Raw genomic sequence first — 25869 nt, 5'->3', positions numbered from 1 at the left:
GTCACTCCCACTCGATGGTGCCCGGCGGCTTGCTCGTCACGTCGAGGACCACGCGGTTGACCTCAGCCACCTCGTTGGTGATGCGCGTCGAGATCCGTTCCAGCACGTCGTAGGGCAGCCGGGTCCAGTCCGCGGTCATCGCGTCCTCGCTCGACACCGGACGCAGCACGATCGGGTGACCGTAGGTGCGGCCGTCGCCCTGCACACCGACCGAACGCACGTCGGCCAGCAGCACGACCGGGCACTGCCAGATCTGTTTGTCCAGGTCGGCCGCGGTGAGCTCCTCGCGGGCGATGGCGTCGGCCTGACGGAGCAGGTCGAGCCGGTCGGCGGTCACCTCGCCGACGATGCGGATCGCGAGGCCGGGGCCCGGGAACGGCTGGCGCGCAACGATTTCCTCGGGCAGCCCGAGTTCACGGCCGACCGCGCGGACCTCGTCCTTGAACAGCAGGCGCAGCGGCTCGACCAGATCGAACTCGAGGTCGTCGGGCAGGCCACCGACATTGTGGTGGCTCTTGATGTTCGCGGTGCCGGTGCCGCCGCCGGATTCGACGACGTCCGGGTACAGGGTGCCCTGGACCAGGAACTCGACCTTCGGCGCGGCGCCCGCGGCAGCGCCCTCCTCGAGCACGATGCCCGCGACCGCGTCTTCGAAGGAGCGGATGAACTCGCGGCCGATGATCTTGCGCTTCTCCTCGGGATCGGAGACGCCCTTCAGCTCGCCGAGGAACTTGTCCACCGCGTCGACGGTCACCAGCTTGGCGCCGGTCGCGGCGACGAAGTCCTGCTGGACCTGCTCGCGCTCGCCGGCCCGCAGCAGACCGTGGTCGACGAACACACAGGTGAGCCGGTCACCGATCGCGCGCTGCACCAGCGCGGCCGCCACGGCGGAGTCGACACCGCCGGACAGGCCACAGATGGCGTGCCCGTCACCGATCTGCTCGCGCACGCTCTCGATCAGCGACTCGGCGATATTGGCCGGGGTCCACTGCGCGGGGATGCCCGCGAGCTCGTGCAGGAAGCGGCTGAGCACCTGCTGGCCGTGCGGGGAGTGCAGCACCTCGGGGTGGTACTGCACACCGGCCAGGCGCCGCGCACGGTCCTCGAACGCGGCCACGGGCGCACCCGCGGTGGTACCGGTGACCTCGAAGCCCTCGGGGGCGTCGGTCACCGCGTCACCGTGCGACATCCACACCGGCTGGATGGTCGGCAGGCCGCCGTGCAGCACACCGCCGTCGATGTTCAGCTCGGTGCGGCCGTATTCGCGGGTGCCGGTTTCCGACACGGTGCCGCCGAGCGCCTGAGCCATGGCCTGGAAGCCGTAGCAGATGCCGAACACGGGCACACCGAGATCGAACAGCCGCGCGTCGAGTTGCGGTGCGCCCTCGGCATACACACTCGACGGACCACCGGACAGGATCACGGCCAACGGCTGCTTGTCGGCGATCTCTTCCACGGTCATCGTATGGGGAATCACCTCGGAGAACACCCGCGCCTCACGCACCCGTCGGGCGATCAGCTGGGCGTACTGCGCGCCGAAGTCGACGACGAGGACCGGTCTCTGAGTATCTGCCACCGCCACAGTTTAGTGACGGGGTGCGGCGAGCAAGCAGCGGGCATCGCCGGAGGCCGGACTCGCCGTAGTGACTGTGCACGACGCGCCCCCATTCTTGGGCGTGGCGCGGCGGCTCTGGCTATCCTCGTGCTCGTGCCATTCGCCCGCGCGATCGATGCCGACATCTACTACGAGGACAGCGGTGGCACCGGTCCGGTGGTGTTGCTCGCCCATGAATTCTTCATGGATCGCACGATGTTCGCCTCGCAGCAGGCCGCGCTCGCACCCGAATTCCGGATCGTCGCCTGGGACGCGCGCGGTCACGGCCGCACCAGAGACCAGCGGTTGCCCTTCACCTACTGGACGGCGGCCCGGGACGCGCTGACGGTGCTCGACTCGATCGGCGTCGAACGCGCGATCGTCGGCGGGACGGCGCAAGGGGGCTTCACAGCATTGCGGACCGCGTTGGTCGCACCCGACCGGGTCGCCGCGCTGATCTTGATCAGCACCGAGGCGCACGGGCCGACCCTCGACCAGTCGACCGCCACCCAGCGATTCCTCGACGAGTGGCACGACCGCAGCTCCCGCGAGGAAGCCGCGGGCCGACTGGCCGACTGGCTCATCGGCGACGACACCTGGTACCGCGACATCTGGACCCGCCGCTGGGTCGGCGACGCCCACAGCGGGCTCGACGCCGCCGTCGGCTGCCTACTCGGGCGCGATTCGGTACTCGACCGACTACGCGAGATCACCTGCCCGGCACTGATCATCCACGCCACGCAGAGCGGCATCGCGGGCGACCGGGCCCGCACGCTGGCGGACGGGCTCACCGCCTCCACCTTCGTGGAGATCGATGGCGCCCGTCTCGCCGTCACGATGACGCACCCGGAACCGGTCAATACCGCGATCTCCCGGTTCCTGCGGGATCGGGTCTCACTGGCCCACGTTCGTTAGCGCGGGCGGCCTGTCAGCGGACGCTGAGCCCGACCTTCTGGAATTCCTTGAGGTCGGAGTAGCCGGCCTTGGCCATCGAACGGCGAAGGCCGCCGACCAGGTTCAGCGAGCCGAACGGGTCGTCGGAGGGACCGTAGAGCACGCGCTCGAGGCTCGGGCGGGCCACCGCGCCGTCGGGGCCGTCCAGCCAGGCCTCGTCGACCGGCAGGAACGAACCGCGCGGCACCGAGGGGTGCGCGGTCGCCGAGGGCCAGTACCAGCCACGACCGGGCGCCTCCGCCGACGCCGACAGCGGCACACCGAGCATCACAGCGTCGGCGCCGCAGGCGATGGCCTTGGCCAGCTGACCCGAGGTGGCCACGTCACCGTCGGCGATGACGTGCACGTACCGGCCGCCGGTCTCGTCGAGGTAATCGCGACGGGCCGCGGCCGCGTCGGCGATCGCGGTCGCCATCGGCACGCCGATGCCGAGCACCTCACCGGTGGTGGTGGCGCCGGGGAACGAGCCGTAGCCGACGATGACACCCGCCGCGCCGGTGCGCATCAGGTGCAGCGCGGTGCGGTGATCGCTCACACCACCGGCCACGACCGGCACGTCCAGCTCGGCGATGAAAGTCTTGAGGTTGAGCGGCTCCTCGCCACCCACGTGCTCGGCGGAGATGATGGTGCCCTGCACGACCAGCAGGTCGATGCCGGCCTGGAGCAGCGCCGGGGTCAGCGCGCGGGCGTTCTGCGGGCTCACGCGCACCGAGGTGGTCACCCCGGCCGCCCGGACCTGCGCGACGGCGGCGGCCAGCAGGTCGGGCTGCATCGGCGCGGCGTGCAGTTCCTGCAGCAGCGAGATGGCCTTTTCGTAACCCCCCTTGTCGACCAGATCGAGCAGCTGGTCGATCTTGGCCTGCACGTCGGCGTGGCGGGCCCAGAGGCCTTCACCGTTGATCACACCGAGGCCACCCTGGCGACCCAGCTCGATCGCGAACTCGGGCGAGACCAGCGCGTCGGTGGGGTGCGCGAGCACCGGGATCTCGAAACGGTAGGCATCGAGCTGCCACGCCAGCGAGACCAGCTTGGACGAACGCGTCCGCCGCGAAGGCACGATATCGACGTCGTCCAGCTCATAGGTCCGACGGGCGACCCTGCCCATACCGATTTCGACCATGTCACGCACAGTTGCTCCTGTGTTTTTGGAGCGCTGGCGCGCTCGAGTTCGCGGCCACCACGGGCCGCCGGTCAGGCACCGCCGCTTGCTCCTTCGTCGCCTACGCGGCGGCGCCTGACCGGCGACCCGGCCGCGAACCGCCGCTGTGCGGCGGACCCTCCTCGAGGTCGGGTCGTGCGGGGCCGGGAGTGCCGGTAGGCGGCGGACTCGGAGCCTGCTTGCATTGCCCTTGTGCGCCGGGAGCGTACCTCCCGGCGCACAAACGCATCTATTGTACTCAGCCGCGCCCGGTGTAGTTCGGGGCCTCGACGGTCATCGTGATGTCGTGCGGGTGGCTCTCCTTGAGGCCCGCCGCGGTGATCTGCACGAACTGCGCGCCCTGGAGGTGCTCGATGTTCTGCGAACCGGTGTAGCCCATCGCGGCACGCAGGCCGCCGACGAGCTGGTGGATCACCTGGTTGACCGGGCCGCGGAACGGAACGCGGCCTTCGATGCCCTCGGGGACGAGCTTGTCCTCGGCGAGCACGTCGTCCTGGAAGTAGCGGTCCTTGGAGTACGACTTGGCCTGGCCGCGGCCCTGCATGGCGCCGAGGGAGCCCATGCCGCGGTATGCCTTGAACTGCTTGCCGTTGACCAGCACCAGATCGCCGGGCGACTCGGCGGTACCCGCGAGCAGCGAGCCGAGCATCACGGTGGACGCGCCCGCGGCGATGGCCTTGGCGACGTCGCCGGAGTACTGCACGCCACCGTCGGCGATCACCGGCACACCGGCGGCCTTGCAGGCGGCCACGGCTTCGAGGATCGCGGTGATCTGCGGCGCGCCGACACCGGCGACCACGCGGGTGGTGCAGATGGAGCCGGGGCCCACACCCACCTTCACCGCGTCGACGCCCGCCTCGACGAGCGCGGCAGCACCGGCGCGCGTGGCGACATTGCCGCCGACGATCTGGATCCGGTCACCGACCTCGGCCTTGACCTTGGCGACCATCTGCAGCACCTGCGACTGGTGGCCGTGCGCGGTATCGACGATCAGCACGTCGACCCCGGCGTCGGCCAGCGTCATGGCCCGCGACCAGGAATCCTCGCCGACACCGATCGCGGCGCCGACCAGCAGGCGGCCGTCGCGGTCCTTGGTGGCGTTGGGGTACTGATCGGTCTTGACGAAGTCCTTGACCGTGATCAGCCCGCGCAGGCGGCCGTTGCCGTCGACGATCGGCAGCTTCTCGATCTTGTGGCGACGCAGCAGACCCAGCGCGGCCTCGGCGGTGACACCCTCACGAGCGGTGATCAGCGGCGCCTTGGTCATCACCTCGTCCACACGACGGTCCTGATCGACCTCGAAGCGCATGTCACGGTTGGTGATGATGCCCACCAGCGCACCGGTCTCGTCCACCACCGGCAGACCCGAGATGCGGAAGCGGGCGCACATGGCGTCGACCTCGGCGAGGGTATCGGTGGGACGACAGGTGACCGGGTCGGTCACCATGCCCGCCTCGGAGCGCTTCACCGTCTCCACCTGGGCGGCCTGATCGGCGGCCGAGAGGTTGCGGTGCAGCACGCCCATACCGCCCGCACGCGCCATGGCAATGGCCATGCGCGCCTCGGTGACGGTGTCCATGGCCGAGCTCACCAGCGGCGTGCGCAGGGTGATGTCCCTGGTCAGCTTGCTGGACGTCTCGACCGAGCTGGGGATGAGATCCGAGGCGGCAGGCAGCAACAGCACGTCGTCGAACGTGAGGCCGAGCATGGCGATCTTGGTCGGATCGTCGCCCCCCGTAGGAGGGCGCACCGCGATTCGTTCGCCCGACACGGGATTACTCATTCGGATCGACCCCTCCTGGTCGTCATAGCTACCGACGCGGTAGACACGGTGCGTCGGTGCTCGAGCGGAAAAAGCTTTCGGATGGTCGGCTGGAACAAAGTCGCCGACGCCTGTATTCCATGGTATCCGGCGCCCGGAGACGCCTGTGAAGTGAGCCCTTCCGCAAAACTTGCCCGGTGCATCGCTGGCGCGATGCACCAAGTACTGCGTACCGTGGGGATGTGCGTGACCATCTACCACCTGGCCTGCCGCCGGATCCCTTCGCCGGAGACCCCTCCGACCCGTCCGCCGCGCTCGATGCGATCGAGCCCGGTGAGCCGTTGGATCCTCATGAGCGCCTCGCGGTCGAGGAAGATCTCGCAGACCTCGCCGTATACGAAGCCCTGCTGGCCCACCGCGGTATCCGCGGTCTGGTCGTCAGCTGTGAGGATTGTCGGCAAGATCACTACCACGACTGGGACATGCTGCGGGCGAACCTCCTACAGCTACTGGTCGACGGCACCGTCCGTCCACACGAACCCGCCTACGACCCCACCCCCGAGGCCTACGTCACGTGGGACTACTGCCGCGGCTACGCGGACGCGTCGATGAACGAGGCGTTCCACGGCGACGGGTTCGACGGGTTCGACAACTGAGCTCTCCGGCGACTCGGCACAGCTGAGTCCGTCGCGGCGCCTGCCCTCCCCCACTCTCGGTCACGCGTGCGTGGGGGACTACGCAGGCCCGCACCGGAAAGCCCCCAGCACAAGACGAAGGCCCCGAACCTGTTCGGGGCCTTCGTCTTTGTTCAATTCATCGTGCTGCTACGGCGAGGGCACCGCGGGCGGCGACTGCAGGATGGTCGCCGGCGGAGGCACCTGCTGCGTGGGCGGCAAGCTCGGCAGCGGTGCGGACGTCGGGACCACCGTCGGCACAGTGACGACCGGCGGTGATTCGACGATGGTGGTCGGCGGTGTGGTCGGGTCGACAGTCACCGGCGGAGTCACCGGCGGCTGTGTCGGCTCGACCGGCGGCTGCGTCGGCTCGACGGGAACCAGCGGCTTGGTTTCCGGGCCCGGGCCCGGGGTCTGCATGATGACCGGCGGTGGGGTCGACGGATCGGTGGTACCCGCTCCCGGACCGGTCGGCGCCACCGGCGCGGTGGTGCCCGGATTCGTCGTCGGCGGGACCTGGACGGGCGAGCTCGGCTTGGCCGGCGCGGTGGTGGTCGGCGGCAGTTGCGCGCCGATCTCCGGGGCGACCTTGATCAGCTGATCTCGCAACAGGTTCCAGCGCGCGATCAGATCCTCACGCTTGGCCGGATCGTCGACCTGGCCTGCGTTGGCCGAAGCCTGTTCCAGCCTGGCCTTCGCCTGTTCCGGATTGCCCGAGGTGAGCAGATTCTGCGCGGCCAGCAGATCTTCGTCGGCGTACTGTACGACGGTGGACTGCGCCTGCTCGCTGAACACGACCTCCTTGACCCGCCACAGCGGATCGCCGGGGGCCGCGCTGTAAGCGAAGGCCGTGATACCGCCGAACACCAGCGACAATGCCGCTGCTGCCCCGAAAATCGGGCGGACCAGTCGTAGACGTCCGCGCGAGGAAGCTCCGACTCGAACCTGCCGCGCACCGATCTCCTGATTGACAGCCGCGAACACGGTGTCGAGATCAGGGCCCGCGGGCATCGGCTCGGCCAGTAGGTCGGCCCGCCAATCCGCGAGTAACGACGCGAGCTGGAACTCTTCGGGACTGTCGGTACGCACCGGACCATCGCTCGCGATCGCGTCGATCAGCGCATCATCGCTGCGCACCGCCGCAATGTCGACCGGCCCGGAGTCACCGGCATCCTCGGCGGCGTAGGGACCGCTGTCGTGCGATCCGCGCTGCCAAACTTTCCGGTCGCCTAGACCGCGCTCGCCATCCCTAGCCATACATTTCACCTGCCCTCGCCACTTGTGACTTCAGTTTCGCGAGTGCCCTGTGCTGGGCAACCCGTATCGCCCCCGCCGTGCTGCCCACGGCGACTGCGGTTTCCTCTGCTGACAAACCCATGACCAAACGCAGGATCAGGATCTCTCGATGCTTCTCGGGGAGCGTTGCCAGCAGAGTGTTCATCTGCCTGCTCGTCTCCGAGTCGAGAGCCCGCTGTTCCGGCCCGTGGTCGGTGGATATGACATCTGGTACTTCGGCCATCGCCTCCGCCTTGTTACGGGCGGCGTTGCGATGGGCGTCGGCGACCTTGTGCGAAGCGATTCCGTACACGAAGGCCATGAAGGGCCGACCCTGATCCTGATAGCGGGGCAGGGCGGTCATCACAGCCAAACAGACCTCTTGCGCAACATCGTCCGCGGAGAGCTGTCCGCGCTCCGCGGCTCCGATCCGTGCCCTGCAGTAGCGAACTACCAAGGGACGGACCAGTTCCAATACCCGAGCTAAAGCGGTCCTGTCGCCCTGCGCAGCCGCAGCGACGGCGAGGTCCAACTCTTCGCCCATATGCGTCATCGTCAGAGATTTTCCTGGCGTTACGAGTGGCGCGGTCGAATGTGACCGAGCTTCCACCGAAAAGGCGGAACGGGACTAACAATAGCGACCCCCGGATCGGCCGCCAGCGGGCGTGGTCGCTTCTAACCGAGCTCTCAGAAAGATCATCTGGAGCGAATCAGGCACCCAGCGGGGCGATGTCCCCACCCCAGGCCCGTAGACGGGCGCCATGATCTGCGGCTTCGCCCGCCGCGTCGTGCGCCAGAGCCGGTTCGGCGACTCCCGAGCGCAGCATCGCGGTGGCCCATCGCAGTGGGAGAAGGCCGTTTTCGCGGCAGTCCGCGTCGACTCGCACGGCCAGTTCGGCGGCCCCGGCGAGATCGCCGGTCGCTGCTGTCGCGGCCGCCACGAGCAGTGCCGATTTCACCTGGTGACGCACAGAGGGCAGCGCCGCGGCGAGTTCGGCCGCCGCGACCGCGTCGCGCAGCGCTTCGCCCGCTTCACCGCCGGCGAGCGCGGTCTCGGCGCGCACCCAGTGCCAGCGCACCTCGGCTCGCGGAGGTGCCGCGCCGAGCAGTGGCCGTACCCGGCCGAGCAGTGTGCGGGCCAGCGCGAGTCGACCGGTACCGAGGGCATCGGCGGCCAGGCCCGTATACGCGTCGGCGAGCGCCTCGTCGCGGGACGCTCCGGTGGCGCCGAGTGCGATCGCCGCGGCGCGGCCGTCGAACGCTGCCGCACCCGCGTGATCGCCGAGCTGGCGCAGCAGCGATCCACGGGTGCTCTCGACGAGGGATTTCAGGCCGGGATCGGTCGCGGTTCTGGCCGATATCAGCAGGTCAGCACGGGCGGCGGCGTAGCGGCCCTGTCCGCCGAGAGCGACCGCGCGGTACCACCGCGACAACGGGTCTGCCGGCTCCGGCAACTCCGCAGCGGCCAGGCCCGGAGTGGGCCCGAAAGCAGTCGAAACGAGTATTTCGGAACCGATATCCGCGGGTGAGGCCGTTGTCTGCACGACGAGACTCTAGCCGCCACCTACCCCGGGCGGCTCCCATGTTATGGATCGACGAGGGGCAATCAGCAAACAATCAGCATTTCTCTCGAGTGTCGATGTTGCCATCAGGTAAATCTCCGCTCCCCGATGCCACTACCGGAAAGTCTCGAATTCACATGCGTTTCGCGCAATTAACCTTCACGCCCCGTTTTCGCCATCTGCACGCAGTCCGGCGGCGGAGGCCGTTGTGATCCAGCACACCCGGCCACCCTGGCCGTCACCGGCACGAACCAGGCTCCGACCGGCGCGACCTGGGAAAATATGGGATGTCTCGGAAACGCGAAGACACCCGATCCATAGCCAACCAAACAGTATGGAGGGATCGGGTGTGAAATGTAAATAGTGAGTAGGTTAAATTTCAGCGTTGCAGATTTACTGAACTCATGCGCCGAACTATTGACGGAAATTCCCGCCTGCACCTAACGTAGCTCATCGCCACGGTTGGCGCCGCGCGAAATCGCAGCGACCTCCGAGCGGCACCGTCAGGCACCGTCGAGCCGGCCACCCCCATCGGGTGGCGCGAAGACCTGCCGCACCACTCGCTCGACAACGCTGACGAGCTCGCGCCTCAAGGAGTTCACATGCCCATGCCCACCCACCTCCCCGGACCGAACGCCGATGTCTGGGACTGGCAGATGCGTGGCTCGTGCCGCGGTCAGGACTCCGCGGTCTTCTTCCACCCCGACGGCGAACGCGGCCGCGCCCGCACGGCGCGCGAGATGCGCGCCAAGGAGATCTGCCGGGCCTGCCCCGTGCTGATGCAGTGCCGCACCCATGCCCTCAAGGTCAGCGAGCCCTATGGCATCTGGGGCGGCATGTCCGAGACCGAACGCGAGATGCACGCCCGCCGCAACCGGCGACGGATGGCCGTCTGAGGCCAACCGGGCCCGTCTGGCCGGGTTGGCAAATCTGTTCCAATCCGCTGGCCGTGGCGCGCCGAATCTCTAGCAAACAGCTGGCACCCGAATAAAAGGCACCCCCGGTCGCGGGAGGTCATAGCCTCGGGCTACATTCGTGACCGATGACACAGAATGGGTTCCGAAGCGAAGCCTTTCCACCGAGCGTGGATTCTGCGGTTACCGCACGCGCGGCCGAAGGAGTCGAGCTAGCTGCACTGCTGGAACGATGCGGTCTGTCCGACCAGCAGGCCTTTGCCGAGCTGTACGACCGAACGTCCGCGCGCGTTTTCGGCCTGGTCCTGCGGGTGCTCCACGACCCCGGGTACGCGGAGGAGACCACTCAGGAGGTCTATCTCCAGATCTGGCGTACCGCCACGAGTTTCGACCCCGCCAAGGGGTCGGCGGTGACCTGGCTGATGACGTTGGCACACCGGCGCGCGGTCGACCGGGTTCGCGCCGAGCAAGCCCACACCCAGCGCGAGGTCGCGTACGGGATCCGGGTGCTCGGACACGAATTCGACGAGGTCACCGAGGAGGTGGAACGCAGACTAGAACAACAGGCCGTCCAGCGCGGACTCTCGACCCTCACCGAGACCCAGCGCGAGGCGATCTCGCTCGCCTACTACGGCGGGCGGACCTACGCGGAGGTAGCGACATACCTCGGCATCGGGTTACCGACCGTTAAGTCCCGAATTCGGGACGGATTGACACGACTGAAGAAAAGTTTGGGGGTGACGTGAGATGAACGAAGCCCAGATCGATCTCGCGCACACCGTCGCGCTCGGATTGATCGACGACGAAGACCATCACGCGATCCAGACCATCATCGATACCGAAGACTCCACCCTGTGTACGCAGTTCCTGCGAGAGGTTCGCGGTACCCGCGAAGCTCTCGCCCAGCTCGCGTCCGCAACCCCCACCCCACCGCCACCGTCCCTGCGCGCCCGTTTACTGGCCGCCCTGGATGCCGAAGATCCCCCGGTAGCCAGCTGAACGACGAAAGGCCCCCAGATCGCGATAGCGATCCGGGGGCCTTCGTCATATCACCAACCCGCCACGCACGACCCGACCCTGAGGAGGGTCTCGCCGCGCAGCGGCGGTTCGCGGCCCGTGGTGGCCGCGAACTCAAGCGCGCCAGCGCTCCGACAACTCAGTGCGAGTGACCGTGGTGCCCGTGGTCGTCGTCGGCCTCAGCCGGCTTCTCCACGATGGCGCTCTCGGTGGTCAGGATCATCCGCGCGACCGAGGCGGCGTTCACCACGGCGGAGCGGGTCACCTTGACCGGGTCGACGACACCGTCGGCGAGCAGGTCGCCGTAGGTCAGGGTGGCGGCGTTGAAGCCTTCCTTGCCCTCGGAGACCTTGGCGACGACAACCGCACCGTCGAGACCGGCGTTGCTGGCGATCCAGTACAGCGGCGCCTCGAGGCCCTTGCGAACCACCTCGACACCGACGGCCTTGTCGCCGGTGAACGAGTCACGCAGCTCGACCAGCGCGGCAGCGGCGATCACGAGCGCCGAACCACCACCGGGGACGATGCCCTCCTCGACCGCGGCCTTGGCGGCGGCGACCGCGTCGTCGACGCGGTACTTGCGCTCCTTGAGCGCGGTCTCGGTGGCAGCGCCGACCTTGATCACCGCGACGCCACCGGCCAGCTTCGCCAGACGCTCTTCGAGCTTCTCGCGATCCCAGTCGGAGTCCGAGGCCTCGATCTCGCGACGCAGCTGCGCGCTGCGGCCCTTGATGTCCTCGTCGGAGCCCGCGCCGTCGATCAGCACGGTCTCATCCTTGGTGACGACGACGCGACGCGCCTGACCCAGCTGCTCGATGGTGGCCTCGCGCAGGGTGACGCCGAGATCGGGGTTGATCACGGTGCCACCGGTGACGACGGCCAGGTCGTCGAGGAACGCCTTGCGACGGTCACCGAAGAACGGCGCCTTGACGGCGACGGCCTTGATGGTCTTGCGGATCGAGTTGACCACGAGGGTCGACAGCGCTTCGCCGTCGACGTCCTCGGCCACGATCAGCACGGCCTTGCCGGACTCGGCGATCTTCTCCAGCAGCGGCAGCAGATCGGGCAGCGAGCTGATCTTGTCGCGATGCAGCAGGACGTAGGTGTCCTCGAGCACGGCCTGCTGGGTCTCGGGATCGGTCTGGAAGTAGGGCGAGAGGTAGCCCTTGTCGAACTGCACACCTTCGGTGATGACGAGTTCGGTGTTCGTGGTCGAGGATTCCTCGACGGTCACGACGCCGTCCTTGCCGACCGTGGTGAGCGCCTTACCGACCATGTCGCCGATTTCCTCGTCGCGCGAGGAGACTGTGGCGACCTGGGCGATGGCCTTCTCGCCGGAGACGGGGGTGGCCAGCGCGAGCAGCACCTCCGACACCTTCTCGGCGGCAGCGGCGATGCCCTGGCCGAGGGTGATCGGGTTGGCGCCCGCGGCGACGTTCTTCAGGCCGCCGCGCACGAACGCCTGGGCCAGCACGGTGGCGGTGGTGGTGCCGTCGCCCGCGACATCGTTGGTCTTGGTGGCGACGCTCTTGACGAGCTGTGCGCCGAGGTTCTCGAAGGGGTCCTCGAGGTCGATCTCACGCGCGATGGTGACACCGTCGTTGGTGACGGTCGGGCCACCGAAAGCCTTGGCCAGCACCACATGCCGGCCGCGGGGGCCGAGGGTCACCTTGACGGCGTCGGCCAGCTTGTCGACACCGCGTTCCAGAGCCCGGCGAGCCTTTTCGTCGAACTCGATCTGCTTGGGCATAAGAGGATTCAGCTCCTGTTTGTGAACGCAATCCGCCCCGGGCCTGTGAAGACGCCGGGGCGGAACGCTGATGCGGCGTTGGCCTTACTTGGTGACGACGGCCAGGATGTCGCGCGCCGAGAGGATGAGGTATTCCCCACCCTGGTACTTGATCTCGGTGCCGCCGTACTTGCTGTAGATGACGACGTCGCCTTCTTTGACATCGACCGGGATGCGGTCACCCTTGTCGGTGACGCGACCCGCGCCGACGGCGATGACGGTGCCCTCCTGGGGCTTCTCCTTGGCCGTGTCCGGGATGACCAGGCCGGAGGCCGTCGTCGTCTCGGCCTCGTTGGCCTGGACGAGGATCTTGTCCTCGAGCGGCTTGATGTTCACGCTCGCCACGTTGAGCCCTCCACTTTCAGGGGAAATTCGGTTGTCCGGAACTGGTGTCCCAGGCCGGGTTTCGGTCAGCTCGCGACCCTGCGCACAGCCCCGTCGTCGCGGGTGCCGGAGCCGAAGCCCAGAAGTCGACTGGCACAAGTACAGCTTCACAGTGCCGACTAGCACTCTATACGCGAGAGTGCCAGCACTCAAGGTCGGGTTCTGCCGATGTCGCATTTTCGACACGCCCACACTGGCCAGTGATCTTCACATCGCCTGCCACAATCTGTAACGTTCGCATAACAGGCTGTGACATAGCACAGGAAGGCGCCATCCGCTCGGAGAGCACCATCGGCTTGAAGGGAGGTGAACATGCGAACATCCCTCGGCATCTCGGCCGGGAACGAGGTGGTGTGCTCGGCATTGGTCGCGACGGGGCCCGCGGGCGAGCAGACTTTCGACTACCGGGTCGTTTCCGCAGATGAGGCACATTCCGATCTCGGCGATCTCGTATCGTCCTCGATCGAATTGATGACCACCCAGCTGCCGGTGTCACAGGCGGCGATGGCAGGCGAACCGCTCGGGCGCTATTCCGGCGGCCACCGCCGCGCCGAGTCGGCCCGGTCACGGCCACCGACCAGCGTCGCCGTCGCCTACCGCAACAAGGAACAGGCACAAGCCATTCGGGCCGCCACCACGCGCCACCGTGATCTGCGGCTCGTCACCGAGGGCGCCGCCGCCCTCGCCTATCTGCGCCACACCGGACTGCTCGACCGCTACCCCACCGTCGCCGTGATCGACCTGGGCGCGACCGGACTCACCGTCACCGTGGCCGATTACACCGACAACGTGGTGCTGCACACCGAACGGACGCCGACGCTGAGCGGCAACGCGATCGACGAGCTGATCTACCACCACCTGGTCGACCTGCACTACGCCCGACGTGGCACCCGGCCCAACCGCACCACCCTGACCAACCGTGGCCGTGCGGCCAAGGAACACCTGTCGCTGGCACCCGTCGTCACCATCGATCATGTAGCGGGGCAGGGGCTGGAGCTCACCCGTCCCGATTTCGAGGAGCTCATCGACGGCCTTCTGCGCAATATCGCGCTGTTCTCGTCGTCGGTGTTCACCCGCGCGCCGAAGTACCCCGACGCCGTCGCCGTGATCGGTGGCTGCGCCAACATCCCGTGTGTCATCGACATTCTCGAATCGCGCCTCGACGTCCCCGTGCTCACCGTGCCCGACCCCGAGGCCGTCATCGCCAAGGGCGCGGCGCTGGTCGCCGACGCCGCGGCACCGTCCGGACTGCCGGGCGTTGGGCACGCCGACGCACCGAGTGGCACCTTCGCCAAGGTCGTCGGCACCCTCGTCGGCGCGGTCGTGGTGGTCGGCCTGGTGATCGGCTACGGCGTGCAGGCAGTCTCGCCCGACGCCCCCGATGTCACCCCCGCCGGCACGAGCAGCACCGTGCGTCAATCCCCGTTACCGCTGGTGCCCTCCCCGGCACCCACCCCCGCCAATCGCGAGAGCACCGAACGCACCGGCGCCACCGTGGCCCCGCCCGCGACCGAAGCACCGAATGCCACCACCGGGGCGCCGAGCCCGAGCGGCACCACGCCCTCCGCGCCCACCTCGACGACAGCCCCCACCCTGCGCCCCGATCCGAACCTCCCGCAGATCCCCTACCCCGAGTCTCCTCTCGGCGGCCCCTTGGACAGCGGCTCCTCCGGCGGCGGCAGACAACGTCCCTCCACCCCCAATACCTCGCCCACGCAGGCCCCCGCCAACAGCACCCTCCCGATTCCGTCGGCCACCGCGACAGACGAAATCCCCTTACCGCCAGCCGATTAGCACGCGCACTGCGCCGAGTGGACCGGTGGTGGGTTCTTCAGGAGTGCCATGCGACCAGGCAGGACGGGCGCTAGCCGCGCAGGGCGCTCACCGAGACCGGCAGCCCGGGATCGGTGGCGACAGTCAGTTCAGCAGGCTGCGCACCCGCCGCGATCACGTGCGCGCCCAGCGCCGCGATCATCACACCGTTGTCCGTGCACAGCCGTGGCTTGGGCACCCGAAGCGTCAAACCCGCGGCAGCACACCGCTCTTCGGCCAGTGATCGAATCCGCGAGTTAGCGGTGGCGCCGCCGCCGAGCACGATCGTGTCGACACCGACGTCGGTCGCCGCCCGGACAGCCTTCATCGTCAGCACATCCGCCACCGCCTCCTGAAAGGACGCGGCGATATCGGGAATCGGCAGCTGGTCGGGCGTGATGCCCTGACGCTGCGCGGCCTCGACATAGCGGGCCACCGCGGTCTTGAGGCCGGAGAAGGAGAAGTCGTAGCGCGCGTCACGGGGCCCGGTCATCCCACGGGGAAAGGCGATCGCCCGCGCGTCACCCGAGCCGGCGGCAGCGTCGAGGGCCGGCCCACCGGGATAGCCGAGACCGAGCAGCCGCGCGACCTTGTCGAACGCCTCCCCGGCGGCATCGTCGACGGTGCTGCCGAGTTCGGTGATCGGCTCACCCAGATCCGTGACCTGCAACAGGTGCGTATGCCCACCGGACACGAGCAGCGCCACCGCGGGCGGCATCGGCCCGTGCTCGAGCGTATCGACCGCCACGTGCCCACCGAGGTGGTTGAGCGCGTAGAACGGCACATCCCACGCCGCCGCATAGGCCTTGGCCGCGGCCACCCCCACCAGCAGCGCACCGGCCAGCCCCGGCCCGATGGTGACGGCGAGCGCGTCCGGCTTGCTGATTCCCGCGGTCGCCAGCGCACGGCGCATCGCGGGCACGATCGCCTCGAGATGTGCGCGCGAGGCGATCTCGGGCACCACGCCGCCGAAGCGGGCGTGCTGGTCGACGCTCGAGGCCACCTCATCGGCGAGCAGCTCGACCGAGCCATCGGAATGACGGCGCACGATGCCGACTCCCGTTTCGTCGCACGAGCTTTCGATCCCCATGACGATCACGACAACACCTCGTCCTGCCGGCCGCGCGCGGCCCATTCATCGGCCGCGGCGGTCAGTTCCGGACGGCGCATCGTGTACGCGTCGGCCCCGCTGGGGTGGTAGTAGTTCTTGCGCAGCCCGATGATGTGAAACCCGTGCTTGGCGTACATCGCGATGGCGGGCGCGTTGTCTGTGCGCACCTCGAGGAACACCGGCCCGCCGCGTTCGGCCGCCGTCGCCAGCAGCGCTTCGAGCAGCAGCGTGCCGATGCCGCCCCGATGACATTCCGGGTCGACACCGATCGTGTGCACCTCGGCCTCGGGATGGGCGTCGTCACCGAGCAGCGCGATGCCCGCGTAGCCGACCATCACCCCGTCGGCGGTGCGCGCGGTGATGTAGCGGTTGTGCCCGCCGGCCAGCTCGGACCGGAACGACACCGCCTGCCACGGGTCGTCCTCGGGGAACAGCAGGTGCTCGAGTTCGACGCAACGGTCGATGTCGGGCAGGGTCATGGGAGCGATCAGGTACTCGGTCACGGCACTCACGCCCCGGTCCGGTCGAGGGTGCGGAAGCTGTTCTCCACCGCATCGGGCCTGCGCAGATACAACGGCACCAGCGCTTGCGGTGCCTCTCCCGCCAGCAGCGCCGACGCCGCGACGGTGACCAGCCCGGCAGGCGAGGGCGTCTCGCTGGGCAGCACCGGCAGATCGAAGAAGTCCACGTGCGCGGCCGACCCGGCGATCGCCGCGGCCTCACCCACCGGAACGTCGACAGCCTTGTTCACCTCGGGACCGGCGACCCGCGCCCCGTTCAGATACTTGGCCCAGTACACCTCGCGCCTGCGCGCGTCGGTGACCACCAACAGCTCGCCGGGATCTCGCTTCTCACCGATCGTGTCGGCGGCGATGGCGTCGAGACTGCACACCCCGTGCACGGGTAACCCGAGCGCGTCACCGAAGGCGGCCGCGGTGGCCATTCCCACGCGTAGCCCGGTGAACGGTCCAGGTCCGAGCCCGACGACGACCGCGTCGAGCTCGTCGCGGCGCACCCCCGCCTCGGCTAGACACTCCAGGATCTGCGGAGTGAGGACCTCGGCGTGCGCGCGGGCGTCGACCTTCACGCGGGCAGCGAGCGTCGCCACGGCGGGGCGGGTGCCGGGTTCACCGGCAGGTGACAGGTGCACCAATCCCGCTGTAACGGCGGGTGTCGCGGTGTCGACTGCTAGTACGAGCATGATTGTCTCAACAATACCGGGTGGTATCGGCGCTCGGCGCGCACCGGTGCGCGCATGATCGCGCGTTATTCGATCCATTCCCAGATCGCCGTGCGCACATCGGATTCCGGCTCCCGGGCGAGTTGCACTCGCAGATGCCGGTCAGCGAGGTGTTCGACGACCCCCTTGCCCCATTCCACGACGACGACCGCGTGGTGCAGGTCGGTGTCGAGGTCGAGCGAGTCCAGTTCGTCGAGGTCGCCCGCGAGGCGGTAGGCGTCGACATGCACCATCGCCACCCCGGGCGTGCCGTCCGGCCGCACTCCGGCCTTGTGTGCCCGCGCGATGATGAACGTCGGCGAGCTGACCCGGCCCGCGACACCGAGTCCGGCGGCGATTCCGCGGGTCAACGCGGTTTTACCGGCGCCGAGCGGGCCGTCGAGCACGACCAGGTCACCCGGGCGCAGGGTGGCCGCCAGTTCGCGGCCGAATGCTTCGGTGTCCTCGACGGTGTCGAGAACGCGCTGGTGCGGGTCAGCCACCGACGGCCTCCTCGCCGCGGTTGCCGATGATTCCCGCCCGCGCGAGCAGCCGGTCGAGTGCGGCCAGGCTCACCTCGGGGAACTGCAGGTGCGGCATGTGCGCCGCCTCACGCACCCGGACCAGTTCGCTGCCCGGTAGTTCCGCCGCCAGTTCGCGGGAGTTGCGGAACGGGATCACCACGTCGTGCGCACCGCCGAGGATGAGTACCGGCAGCTCGCCGAGGACGGGCAATGCGGCTGACTCATCGTGCAGCTCAATCGCTTTCAGGAACTTTTCGATGGTGCCGACGGGCGTGCGGTCGATCATCATCGTGGTGAATCGCGACAGCGTCGGGCTCACGGGGCCGTGGAACGAGCTCACGTGCAGGATCGGCGTCACCACGTGCTTGCTCGCGCTGCGGCTGAACTGCACCAGCGTCGGCGCCGTCCGCACCGCCAGCCGGAAGCCGTCGACCGCGGGATGCCGAACCAGTTGCGAGATCCCGGTCGCGGTCACCTCCGCGGCGGCGGTGCTCAGCAGCCCGACCGCGCGCACCCGCGTCGCGAACAGCTCGGGGAACTGCGCGGCCGCCGCGAGCACGGCCATTCCGCCGAGCGAATGCCCGACCAGCACCACCGGCCCCGTCGGCGCGCACTCACGGATCACCGTGGCGAGGTCGCGGCCGAGCTGGGCGACCGTGCAGCTCTCGGTACTCGGTGTGCCGGAGCGTCCGTGTCCGCGCAGATCGAAGAACACCATCCGCATCCTCGACCCCCACTGCCGCGCGAGATCGCGGCGCTGGAAGTGGAAGGACTCCATGCTGTTGCAGAATCCGTGCACGAAGACGACCGTGACTTCGGCCGCCTCGTCGCCGTAGGTGCGGGTGGCCAGCGACACCCCGTCGTCGGCGAGCACCATGCCCGGTTCGTCGTCGTCGATCAGGGCGAAGTTCTCGTCGCGGTATTCGTCACGCTCGGCGGGCCACATCACTCGCGCGCCGATCTGGCGCAGGGTGTGGGCGATGGCGAGGCCCGCGAGCAGGCCGGCGGTCGCCAGGCCACCGCGGCGGATCACCGTGCGCCGGGTCATCGGCCGGTACCCACGTAGCGGCGGACCACACGGCCGCGCGGCGCGCAGACGACTTCATAGTCGATCGTGTCCAGCGCCCGCGCCCAATCGAGTGCGTGTGGCTGTCCCGCGCCGCCGCCGAACAGCACCGCGCGGTCACCCTCCCGCACGCCGCCCGCGTTGTCGCCGAGGTCGACCATGAACTGGTCCATGCACACCCGTCCGACATTACGGTGTCGGGCTCCGCCCAGCCACACCTCGAAACGTCCACTGAGCGAACGGAATACGCCGTCGGCATATCCCGCGGGCACCAGCGCGATCGTGGTGTCGCGCGGTGCGATCCACCGGTGCCCGTACGACACGCCCTCCCCTGCCGCCACCTTTTTCACCAACGCGACCTCCGCCTGGAATGTCATCGCGGGCTTCAGACCGAATTGTCCGAGCTCCGGTATGGGCGAGAGCCCGTACACCGAGATACCCGGCCGAACCATGTCGAACCGCAGATCTGGTCTGGTCAAGGTGGCCGCCGAATTCGCCAGGTGCACGAGTTCGGGTTCGAGACCGTGCTCCTTGGCCAGCGCGATCGCCTCGACGAACCGGTCCCGCTGCCGATCCACCATCGGATGCCCCGGCTCATCGGCGTGCGCGAGATGAGAGAAGATCGCCCGTAACCGCACCACCTGCCCGTCGACGAGCGCCCGCACAGCACGCAGGACCTGCGGATACTCGATCACCGACACCCCGTTGCGATTGAGCCCCGTATCCACCTTCAACGTCACCGTCGCGGTCTGCCCCGTCGCCACCGCGGCGCGCTCCACCGCCCGCAACTGCGCCAGCGACGACACCCCGATCTCGAGATCGCCCGCCACAGCACCCGCGTAATCGGCGTCGACAGTATTGAGCCAGCACAGCACAGGAGCCGTGATCCCCGCCGCCCGCAGAGCCAGTCCCTCCCCCACGGTGGTCACGCCCAGCTCCCGCGCACCCGCCCCCAATGCGGCCCGAGCCACCTCCACCGCCCCATGGTTGTACCCGTCGGCCTTGACCACCACCATCACAGCGGCCCCGTGCGCGTACTCCCGCAACACCTGCACATTGTGAGCAATGGCATCCAAGTCGACGACCGTCTCCACTTGCGCATTCACACCCCCGATCGTGCCAGGACCCGCCGAATCCGCCATACCTGGGCTCCGTCCCGGGCCTACCGACCCTCGCCCCCACCGACCTCCCGCAACACCCGCACGGCCTCCCGAACATGCCCCAGCAACGGCGTAGCGGAAATAGGCGCCCCCGCCGCCCGACCCTCATGAGCGGCCAGATTCGCCGCCAACGCATGTACCCGAGCCCCGGCAGCCGCAGCCCACCCCGCCGCACACCCCGCGGCGAGCAACGCCCCGATAATCCCCGACAGCACATCCCCCGACCCCGGCGTGGCCGCCCAATCCCCACCTGCGTCATTGACCAGCGTCGGCTGCCCCGGCGAAGCGACAACCGTCGCCCGGCCCTTGAGCAGAACCGTCACCCCCCACTCCTGCGCGAGCCTTCGCACCGCCCCCACCCGATCCGCCCCCACCGCACCACCGGTCAGCCGAGCGAATTCCCCCGCATGCGGCGTCAGCACCGTCACCGCGGATCGCCCCCGAACCAGCCCCGGTTCCTCGGCAAGGATCGTCAACCCATCCGCATCCACCAACACCGGCAGATCGGTACCCAGCACCTCGGCCAACCGATCCCGGGCCCCCGGATCAGTACCACCCCCCGGTCCGACCACCCAGGCCTGCACCCTCCCGGTCTCCGAAATCGACGAACTGGCGACAACTTCGGGGAACTTCTCCAATACCTCGGTGTCGGACCCCACATACCGAACCATCCCCGAGGTCGCCGCCACCGCGGCACCCGTGCACAACACCCCCGCCCCCGGGTACTTCGCACTGCCCGCGCAAACCCCCGTCACTCCCTGGCTGTATTTGTCGTCAGCAGGCCCCGGCACCGGCCACCCGGCCCCCACCGCTCCTGGATCGAGCTGCACCAGCCCAGCCTCCGGAAGACGTAACCCGATCGGCACCAACACAATTCGCCCGCACCGAGGCACCGCCAACGCATGTACCGGCTTATAGGCACCGAACGCCACCGTCACATCCGCCGTCACCGCGGGTCCATCCACCGCCCCTGTATCCGGATCGACTCCACTGGGCAGATCTGCCGAGACAATCGGAACATCCAGGGCAGCAACTATTTCCGCCGCCCCGGGCCGCAAAGGCCCCCGTCCGGAAATCCCCACGATCCCATCGATCACCAGATCGACACCATCGAGCCGATCGACCACCCGGCCCCCAGCTGCCCGCAACGCAGCAAGCCCTTCCCGATGCGCCCGTTCAGGATTCAGCAGAACAGCCGACACCCGGACGCCCCGACGCCGTAGGAAGGCCCCCGCCCACAACGCATCCCCGCCGTTGTCCCCCGACCCCACCAGCAGTCCGACGGTTCGGCCGACCACGCCCCCGGTCAGCGACCGCAATTCGTCGACAACCACCCCGGCCAGCCCGAAGGCAGCCCGCCGCATCGGCATACCCGCAGGCACCCGCGTGAACAGCTCGGCTTCCGCCGCCCGCACCTCGTCGACGGTGTAGTAGCCACGCCGATCCGACATAGTCGCCTCCCAGCTGCCCGAAACGGGCCGCCGACCGGCCCGGGGTCGCTCGCAGACTACGCTCCACACCCATGTCGATGGTTCGTCACCGCGCCGCATCCGCCCGGTTTGCCGCCGGAATAGTCGTGGCCGCCGCCCTGGTGTCCGCCGGCTGTTCCGGCGACTCGGGAAACGCCGCCACCACCACAACCCGCAAACCCCGCCCGGTCACCACCACGACCACCCAACAGCACGCCCCGACCAACCTCACGGTCGAGGTCGGCGACATGAAATACGCACCCGCCGACGCCACCATCAAGGTCGGCGAGACGGTGACCTGGAAGTTCTCCGACAAGGTCCCGCACAACGTGCAGGGCATCGGCGACAAGGCGATGGGCCTCAACAGCCCCATCTTCGACAAGGGCGAATGGTCCTACACCTTCACCCAGGCCGGCACCTACCGCTACATGTGCACCCTGCACCCCGACATGCGCGGATCCATCACCGTCAAGTGACCCTGCCGGCCTCGCGTCGAGGCCGGCACCCGGTCCCTATTCGACGGTGACCGACTTGGCCAGGTTGCGGGGCTTGTCCACGTCGTAGCCCAGAGTCTGGGCCACCTCGGCGGCGAAGATCTGCAGCGGCACCGTGGACAGCAGCGGCTGGTACAGGGTCGGGGCGGCCGGGATCTCGATCAGGTCGTCGGCGAACGGGCGCACGGTGTCATCGCCCTCTTCGGCGATCACGATCGTGCGGGCACCGCGCGCCTGGATCTCGCGAATGTTGCTGAGCAGCTTGGAATGCAGCACCGCCCGCCCCTTCGGCGACGGCATCACGATGATCACCGGCAGGCCCTCTTCGATCAGTGCGATCGGCCCGTGCTTGAGCTCGCCCGCGGCGAAGCCCTCGGCGTGCATGTAGGCCAGTTCCTTGAGCTTGAGCGCGCCTTCGAGCGCCACCGGGTAACCCACGTGGCGACCGAGGAACAGCACCGTCGGCACGTGCGCCAGCTCGCGCGCGATGGCCCGCACCTGCGGCGCGGTCTCGAGCACCCGGGCGATCAGCTTCGGCATCGATTCCAGTTCGGCGAACTCGCGAGCCACCTCGTCGGGGTACTTGGTCCCGCGCGCCTGCGCCAGGGCCAGACCGACCAGATAGTTGGCGGCCACCTGAGCCAGGAACGCCTTGGTCGAGGCGACACCGATCTCGGGCCCGGTCCGCGTGTAGATCACCGCGTCGGACTCGCGCGGGATCTGCGCCCCGTTGGTGTTGCAGATGGCCAGCACGCGCGCCTTCTGCTCCTTGGCGTGGCGCACCGCTTCGAGGGTGTCGGCGGTTTCACCGGACTGCGAGATCGCCACCACCAGCGTCGACCGGTCGAGAACCGGGTCGCGGTAACGGAATTCGCTGGCGAGCTCCACCTCCACCGGCACCCGGGTCCAGTGCTCGATCGCGTACTTGGCGAGCAGGCCCGCGTGGTAGGAACTGCCGCACGCCACGACGAACACCTTGTCGAATTCGCGCAGTTCCTGGTCGGCGAGGCGCTGTTCGTCGAGGACGATCCGGCCGCCCTTCTCGTCGACGACGAAATGCCCCATCAGGGTGTCGGCGACGGCGGTGGGCTGCTCCTCGATCTCCTTGAGCATGAAGTAGTCGTGGCCGCCCTTCTCGGCGGCGGCGAGGTCCCAGTCGATGGTGAACGGCCGGCTGACCACCCCGTCGGTGTTGCCCGCGAAGTCGGTGACGCTGTAGCCGTCCTTCGTGATCACCACGGCCTGGTTCTGCCCGAGCTCGACCGCCTCACGGGTGTGCTCGATGAACGCGGTGACGTCGGAGGCGATGAACATCTCGCCCTGGCCGACCCCGACGACCAGCGGCGTCGACCGGCGGGCCGCCACGATTGTGCCGGGATGGTCCGCGTGGGTGAACACGAGCGTGAACGCGCCCTCGAGCCGCTGCAACACGGCGTGGACACTCGCGGTGAAGTCGCCCGCGGTGGGGCCGTCGGCGTACGCGCGCGAAACCAGGTGCACCGCGACCTCGGTATCGGTGTCGCTCAGCAGCTCGACGCCCACGTCCTCGAGCTCGCGGCGCAGCGGCGCGAAGTTCTCGATGATGCCGTTGTGGACGACGGCGAGCTTGCCGGAGATGTCGCGGTGGGGGTGCGCGTTGCGGTCGGTCGGCGCGCCGTGGGTGGCCCAGCGGGTGTGCCCCATCCCGGTCGAACCGGCGAAACGCTCGGTCCCCGCCTCGCCCAGTTCGGCTTCCAGATTGGCCAGCCGCCCGGCCTTACGTTCGACCGCGAGAGCACCGTTTCCATCGAGGATCGCGACCCCCGCGGAGTCGTATCCGCGATACTCCATGCGTCGCAGCGCGTCGACGACAACGCCCAGCGCATCCCGGTATCCGACGTACCCCACGATTCCGCACATGGTCCCCCACCCTACTGATCGGATACTCTTCTCGCCGTGTCGGTGTCTGCAAAATCGCTCGTGAGCACCCTGTCCGTGCGTGGCCCCCACCGGGTGCTGCGTGGGAACTTAGGGATCGCAGGTCAGCCGGGTGTGGTGTACACGCCCGAGTCCGGGCTGAACCTGCCCGCTGTCGCGTTCGCGCACGGCTGGCTGACCAGCGCCGAGAACTACAAGAGCCTGCTCGAACACATCGCGTCGTGGGGTTTCGTGGTCGCCGCGCCCGATACCGAGCGTGGCCCGATTCCGTCACATCTGGACCTCGGCACCGACTTGCTCACCACGCTCGACATCGTCAGCAAGGTCCGCCTCGGTGACGGCACCATCAGCGTCCACCCCGACCGCCTCGCCCTCGCCGGCCACGGCATGGGGGCAGGCGCCGCGGTGATCGCCGCGGCTCAGCGCCGGGTAGCCGCCGTCGTAGCTCTCTTCCCTGCCCCCACCTCCCCCGCCGCGGAGAACATCGCCCCCGACATCGACGCGCCCGGCCTGATCCTGACCGGCGACGATCTCGACTCGGTCAGCTCCAACGCCCGCGCCCTCGCCGCCGCCTGGTCGGGCCCGTCGATCCTGCGCACCATCGGCGGCGCCTCCCACAACGGCATCATCGAGGGCCGCCGCCTGTTCGCCGCCCTCGGCGCGGGCCGCTACGAACACAAAACCGACAAGGCCACCCGAGCCCTGGTCACCGGCTACCTGCTCGCCACCCTCCTCGCCGACAAGAAGTACGCGGCCTTCGCCGACCCGGAAGCCGAGATCCCCCACACCAAGGTCGTCGACCCCCACGCCGAGGTCGAGGTCGAGTCGCCCAAGCTGTCCATCGGCACGGTCGCCAAGCTCATCCGCGGCTAGAGAAAGAAGCCCCCGGGCCGTCCGAACGACGTCGGCCCGGCGCGATCACCCTCCGTATTCGGCGTCGCGCCGGCGATTCAGACCAGCCAGCTCTTCCGCTGGTAGTACTCGGCTTCGGGATCGTCGTCATCCAGCGGAGCAGCGCGGTCATTGGCCCGTCGAGCGGCGATAGACCGTGCGATGGCTTCGCGCTGCTCCCTGGCCGCGGCTTCTTGACGCTCGCGTTCCTCCGCTTCGAGCCGTGCCCGCTCTTCGGCCTCGGCAGCTTCGCGCTCCCTGACCGCTTGAATCTCGGCGAGAATCTCGTGACCGTTGTTGTGCACGGCGAGGCTGTTGCGCATCTCGTCGTACTCGTAGTCCAGAATCTGCACCCGGCGAAGAAAATCGTAGGCGCCTTCTTCGATCCGTGATCGACTCATCACGAAACCCCCTCAATTCGTTGATTCACAGCGGGCCCGCCTCCGCCAGGACCGCACCGGAGTCACCCGGATCGGGTTGCTGGCTCACCGGATACTGTTCCGCCCAATGTTCACCGTCGGGCTCGTTGTCCGCACTCGGCGTGGAGCCCGCCCCCGGCATGTTCTCCGCGGCATAGCCTTTGGCGTTGAGGGAACCGGTCGGGTTCGGTGTCGCACCCGAGGATGTCCCCTCCTCAGTGTCTTCGAGACCGGTCGGCCCTTGGCCCGTGCCGGTCTCCGGTGTGCCCGAGCCGATGTCGCCGCTGGTCTGCTCGTCGATGATCACCGGGATGCCGTTGGCATCGAGCGTCATGCCGTATTCGTGTGAGTTTCCGGCAGCGTCGGTGGTGCTCACCGTGAGTTGGCCGTTCGCATCGGTTCCCACACTGACCTGGGTGCCGTTCAGATCGAATGTCGCGCCACCGGACATCAAGCTGCTCAACTGGCTCGAAATCGACGCGAAACCCTCTTGCACCGAGGTACTGAGCGAGGTGAGGCCGGAACTGATCGTCTCCGCCGTGCTCGTGACGAGCGATTCGAGTTCACTCACCGATGACACGAGCGACGTGAGACCGGACATCACTTCGCTGACCGTATCGGTGATTTCGCTGATCGTGTCGGTGATGTCGCCGTCATCATCGTCATCGTCATCGTCGTCTTTGGTGGTCGACGGGTCCTCGGT

General features: G+C 68.4%; 26 protein-coding genes. 8 read left to right on the top strand and 18 right to left on the bottom strand.

Annotated elements, in window-relative coordinates:
* Position 1: 1 nt before the first annotated feature.
* Positions 2–1576 (bottom strand): glutamine-hydrolyzing GMP synthase, encoded by a 1575-nt coding sequence (gene guaA, locus ACFTS5_RS25155; RefSeq protein WP_378635344.1) that lies wholly within the window; start codon positions 1574–1576, stop codon positions 2–4.
* 132 nt (positions 1577–1708) lie between these two features.
* On the opposite strand from guaA, the gene ACFTS5_RS25150 reads away from it, so the two are divergent.
* A complete protein-coding gene (locus tag ACFTS5_RS25150) occupies positions 1709–2509 on the top strand; it encodes an alpha/beta fold hydrolase (RefSeq protein ID WP_378635342.1) in 801 nt (266 codons plus the stop codon).
* Positions 2510–2522: 13 nt separating this feature from the next.
* Here the strand turns inward: ACFTS5_RS25150 and ACFTS5_RS25145 are convergent, their stop codons facing one another.
* Together ACFTS5_RS25145 and guaB are read right to left on the bottom strand one after the other, a co-directional pair.
* A complete protein-coding gene (locus tag ACFTS5_RS25145) occupies positions 2523–3677 on the bottom strand; it encodes a GuaB3 family IMP dehydrogenase-related protein (protein ID WP_358126810.1) in 1155 nt (384 codons plus the stop codon).
* Between the two features lie 268 nt (positions 3678–3945).
* On the bottom strand, positions 3946–5490 hold the full coding sequence (gene guaB, locus ACFTS5_RS25140) for an IMP dehydrogenase (RefSeq protein ID WP_378635339.1): 1545 nt from the start codon (positions 5488–5490) through the stop codon (positions 3946–3948).
* Between the two features lie 221 nt (positions 5491–5711).
* On the opposite strand from guaB, the gene ACFTS5_RS25135 reads away from it, so the two are divergent.
* A complete protein-coding gene (locus ACFTS5_RS25135; protein WP_022567296.1) occupies positions 5712–6125 on the top strand; it encodes a DUF5319 domain-containing protein in 414 nt (137 codons plus the stop codon).
* 168 nt (positions 6126–6293) lie between these two features.
* Here ACFTS5_RS25135 and ACFTS5_RS25130 read toward each other — a convergent pair whose 3' ends face one another.
* The 3 genes from ACFTS5_RS25130 to ACFTS5_RS25120 form a co-directional block, all read right to left on the bottom strand.
* Positions 6294–7400: an anti-sigma-D factor RsdA gene (locus ACFTS5_RS25130; RefSeq protein ID WP_378635336.1), complete on the bottom strand. Its 1107-nt coding sequence runs from the start codon at positions 7398–7400 to the stop codon at positions 6294–6296.
* A complete protein-coding gene (locus ACFTS5_RS25125; RefSeq protein WP_056818204.1) occupies positions 7393–7971 on the bottom strand; it encodes a sigma-70 family RNA polymerase sigma factor in 579 nt (192 codons plus the stop codon). Before ACFTS5_RS25125 ends, ACFTS5_RS25130 begins: the two co-directional genes overlap by 8 nt.
* Positions 7972–8128: 157 nt before the next feature.
* Positions 8129–8962, bottom strand: coding sequence for a hypothetical protein (locus ACFTS5_RS25120; protein WP_378635334.1), 834 nt, complete (start codon positions 8960–8962; stop codon positions 8129–8131).
* 620 nt (positions 8963–9582) lie between these two features.
* Between ACFTS5_RS25120 and ACFTS5_RS25115 the strand changes: the two genes are divergently transcribed.
* The 3 genes from ACFTS5_RS25115 to ACFTS5_RS25105 all read left to right on the top strand — a co-directional run bounded on the left by ACFTS5_RS25115 (position 9583) and on the right by ACFTS5_RS25105 (position 10893).
* The gene (locus ACFTS5_RS25115) at positions 9583–9876 is read left to right on the top strand and encodes a WhiB family transcriptional regulator (RefSeq protein ID WP_022567299.1); all 294 of its coding nucleotides are present in this window, start codon (positions 9583–9585) and stop codon (positions 9874–9876) included.
* A 146-nt stretch (positions 9877–10022) separates the two neighbouring features.
* Positions 10023–10640 (top strand): sigma-70 family RNA polymerase sigma factor, encoded by a 618-nt coding sequence (locus tag ACFTS5_RS25110; protein ID WP_378635331.1) that lies wholly within the window; start codon positions 10023–10025, stop codon positions 10638–10640.
* A gap of 1 nt (position 10641) precedes the next feature.
* Entirely contained in the window at positions 10642–10893 is a 252-nt protein-coding gene (locus ACFTS5_RS25105) for a hypothetical protein (RefSeq protein ID WP_378635329.1), read from the top strand.
* Between the two features lie 157 nt (positions 10894–11050).
* On the opposite strand, the gene groL is transcribed toward ACFTS5_RS25105, so the two are convergent.
* Together groL and groES are read right to left on the bottom strand one after the other, a co-directional pair.
* A complete protein-coding gene (gene groL, locus ACFTS5_RS25100) occupies positions 11051–12661 on the bottom strand; it encodes a chaperonin GroEL (RefSeq protein WP_378635326.1) in 1611 nt (536 codons plus the stop codon).
* 84 nt (positions 12662–12745) lie between these two features.
* Positions 12746–13045, bottom strand: coding sequence for a co-chaperone GroES (gene groES, locus ACFTS5_RS25095; RefSeq protein WP_056818214.1), 300 nt, complete (start codon positions 13043–13045; stop codon positions 12746–12748).
* A gap of 351 nt (positions 13046–13396) precedes the next feature.
* Between groES and ACFTS5_RS25090 the strand changes: the two genes are divergently transcribed.
* On the top strand, positions 13397–14878 hold the full coding sequence (locus ACFTS5_RS25090) for an Hsp70 family protein (RefSeq protein ID WP_378635323.1): 1482 nt from the start codon (positions 13397–13399) through the stop codon (positions 14876–14878).
* Between the two features lie 70 nt (positions 14879–14948).
* Here the strand turns inward: ACFTS5_RS25090 and tsaD are convergent, their stop codons facing one another.
* The 7 genes from tsaD to ACFTS5_RS25055 form a co-directional block, all read right to left on the bottom strand.
* The gene (gene tsaD / locus ACFTS5_RS25085; protein WP_378635322.1) at positions 14949–15995 is read right to left on the bottom strand and encodes a tRNA (adenosine(37)-N6)-threonylcarbamoyltransferase complex transferase subunit TsaD; all 1047 of its coding nucleotides are present in this window, start codon (positions 15993–15995) and stop codon (positions 14949–14951) included.
* The gene (gene rimI, locus ACFTS5_RS25080; protein WP_101468212.1) at positions 15992–16486 is read right to left on the bottom strand and encodes a ribosomal protein S18-alanine N-acetyltransferase; all 495 of its coding nucleotides are present in this window, start codon (positions 16484–16486) and stop codon (positions 15992–15994) included. Before rimI ends, tsaD begins: the two co-directional genes overlap by 4 nt.
* A gap of 29 nt (positions 16487–16515) precedes the next feature.
* Positions 16516–17208 (bottom strand): tRNA (adenosine(37)-N6)-threonylcarbamoyltransferase complex dimerization subunit type 1 TsaB, encoded by a 693-nt coding sequence (gene tsaB, locus ACFTS5_RS25075; RefSeq protein ID WP_378635319.1) that lies wholly within the window; start codon positions 17206–17208, stop codon positions 16516–16518.
* 65 nt (positions 17209–17273) lie between these two features.
* Positions 17274–17729 carry a tRNA (adenosine(37)-N6)-threonylcarbamoyltransferase complex ATPase subunit type 1 TsaE gene (gene tsaE / locus ACFTS5_RS25070; RefSeq protein ID WP_056818220.1) on the bottom strand — a complete coding sequence of 152 codons (456 nt, stop codon included), beginning with the start codon at positions 17727–17729 and terminating at the stop codon, positions 17274–17276.
* Entirely contained in the window at positions 17722–18798 is a 1077-nt protein-coding gene (locus tag ACFTS5_RS25065; RefSeq protein ID WP_378635316.1) for an alpha/beta fold hydrolase, read from the bottom strand. Before ACFTS5_RS25065 ends, tsaE begins: the two co-directional genes overlap by 8 nt.
* Positions 18795–19958 (bottom strand): alanine racemase, encoded by a 1164-nt coding sequence (alr, locus tag ACFTS5_RS25060; RefSeq protein WP_378635314.1) that lies wholly within the window; start codon positions 19956–19958, stop codon positions 18795–18797. Before alr ends, ACFTS5_RS25065 begins: the two co-directional genes overlap by 4 nt.
* A gap of 20 nt (positions 19959–19978) precedes the next feature.
* A complete protein-coding gene (locus ACFTS5_RS25055; RefSeq protein WP_378635312.1) occupies positions 19979–21427 on the bottom strand; it encodes a bifunctional ADP-dependent NAD(P)H-hydrate dehydratase/NAD(P)H-hydrate epimerase in 1449 nt (482 codons plus the stop codon).
* A 71-nt stretch (positions 21428–21498) separates the two neighbouring features.
* On the opposite strand from ACFTS5_RS25055, the gene ACFTS5_RS25050 reads away from it, so the two are divergent.
* Complete coding sequence (locus tag ACFTS5_RS25050; RefSeq protein ID WP_378635309.1) at positions 21499–21921, top strand: plastocyanin/azurin family copper-binding protein; 423 nt, start codon at positions 21499–21501, stop codon at positions 21919–21921.
* Positions 21922–21957: 36 nt separating this feature from the next.
* On the opposite strand, the gene glmS is transcribed toward ACFTS5_RS25050, so the two are convergent.
* Positions 21958–23838 carry a glutamine--fructose-6-phosphate transaminase (isomerizing) gene (gene glmS / locus ACFTS5_RS25045; protein WP_378635306.1) on the bottom strand — a complete coding sequence of 627 codons (1881 nt, stop codon included), beginning with the start codon at positions 23836–23838 and terminating at the stop codon, positions 21958–21960.
* Positions 23839–23874: 36 nt separating this feature from the next.
* Here glmS and ACFTS5_RS25040 point away from each other — a divergent pair, with 36 nt between their 5' ends.
* Positions 23875–24729: a dienelactone hydrolase family protein gene (locus tag ACFTS5_RS25040; protein ID WP_378635304.1), complete on the top strand. Its 855-nt coding sequence runs from the start codon at positions 23875–23877 to the stop codon at positions 24727–24729.
* A 77-nt stretch (positions 24730–24806) separates the two neighbouring features.
* Here ACFTS5_RS25040 and ACFTS5_RS25035 read toward each other — a convergent pair whose 3' ends face one another.
* Together ACFTS5_RS25035 and ACFTS5_RS25030 are read right to left on the bottom strand one after the other, a co-directional pair.
* A complete protein-coding gene (locus ACFTS5_RS25035; RefSeq protein WP_378635301.1) occupies positions 24807–25100 on the bottom strand; it encodes a hypothetical protein in 294 nt (97 codons plus the stop codon).
* A gap of 73 nt (positions 25101–25173) precedes the next feature.
* On the bottom strand, positions 25174–25869 hold a 696-nt coding region (locus ACFTS5_RS25030), incomplete at its 5' end, for a hypothetical protein (protein ID WP_378635299.1).

It is taken from the genome of Nocardia sp. NPDC056952 (genome assembly GCF_042674185.1).
Taxonomy (GTDB): Bacteria; Actinomycetota; Actinomycetes; order Mycobacteriales; family Mycobacteriaceae; genus Nocardia.
This window is presented reverse-complemented; position numbering and strand designations above follow the sequence as displayed.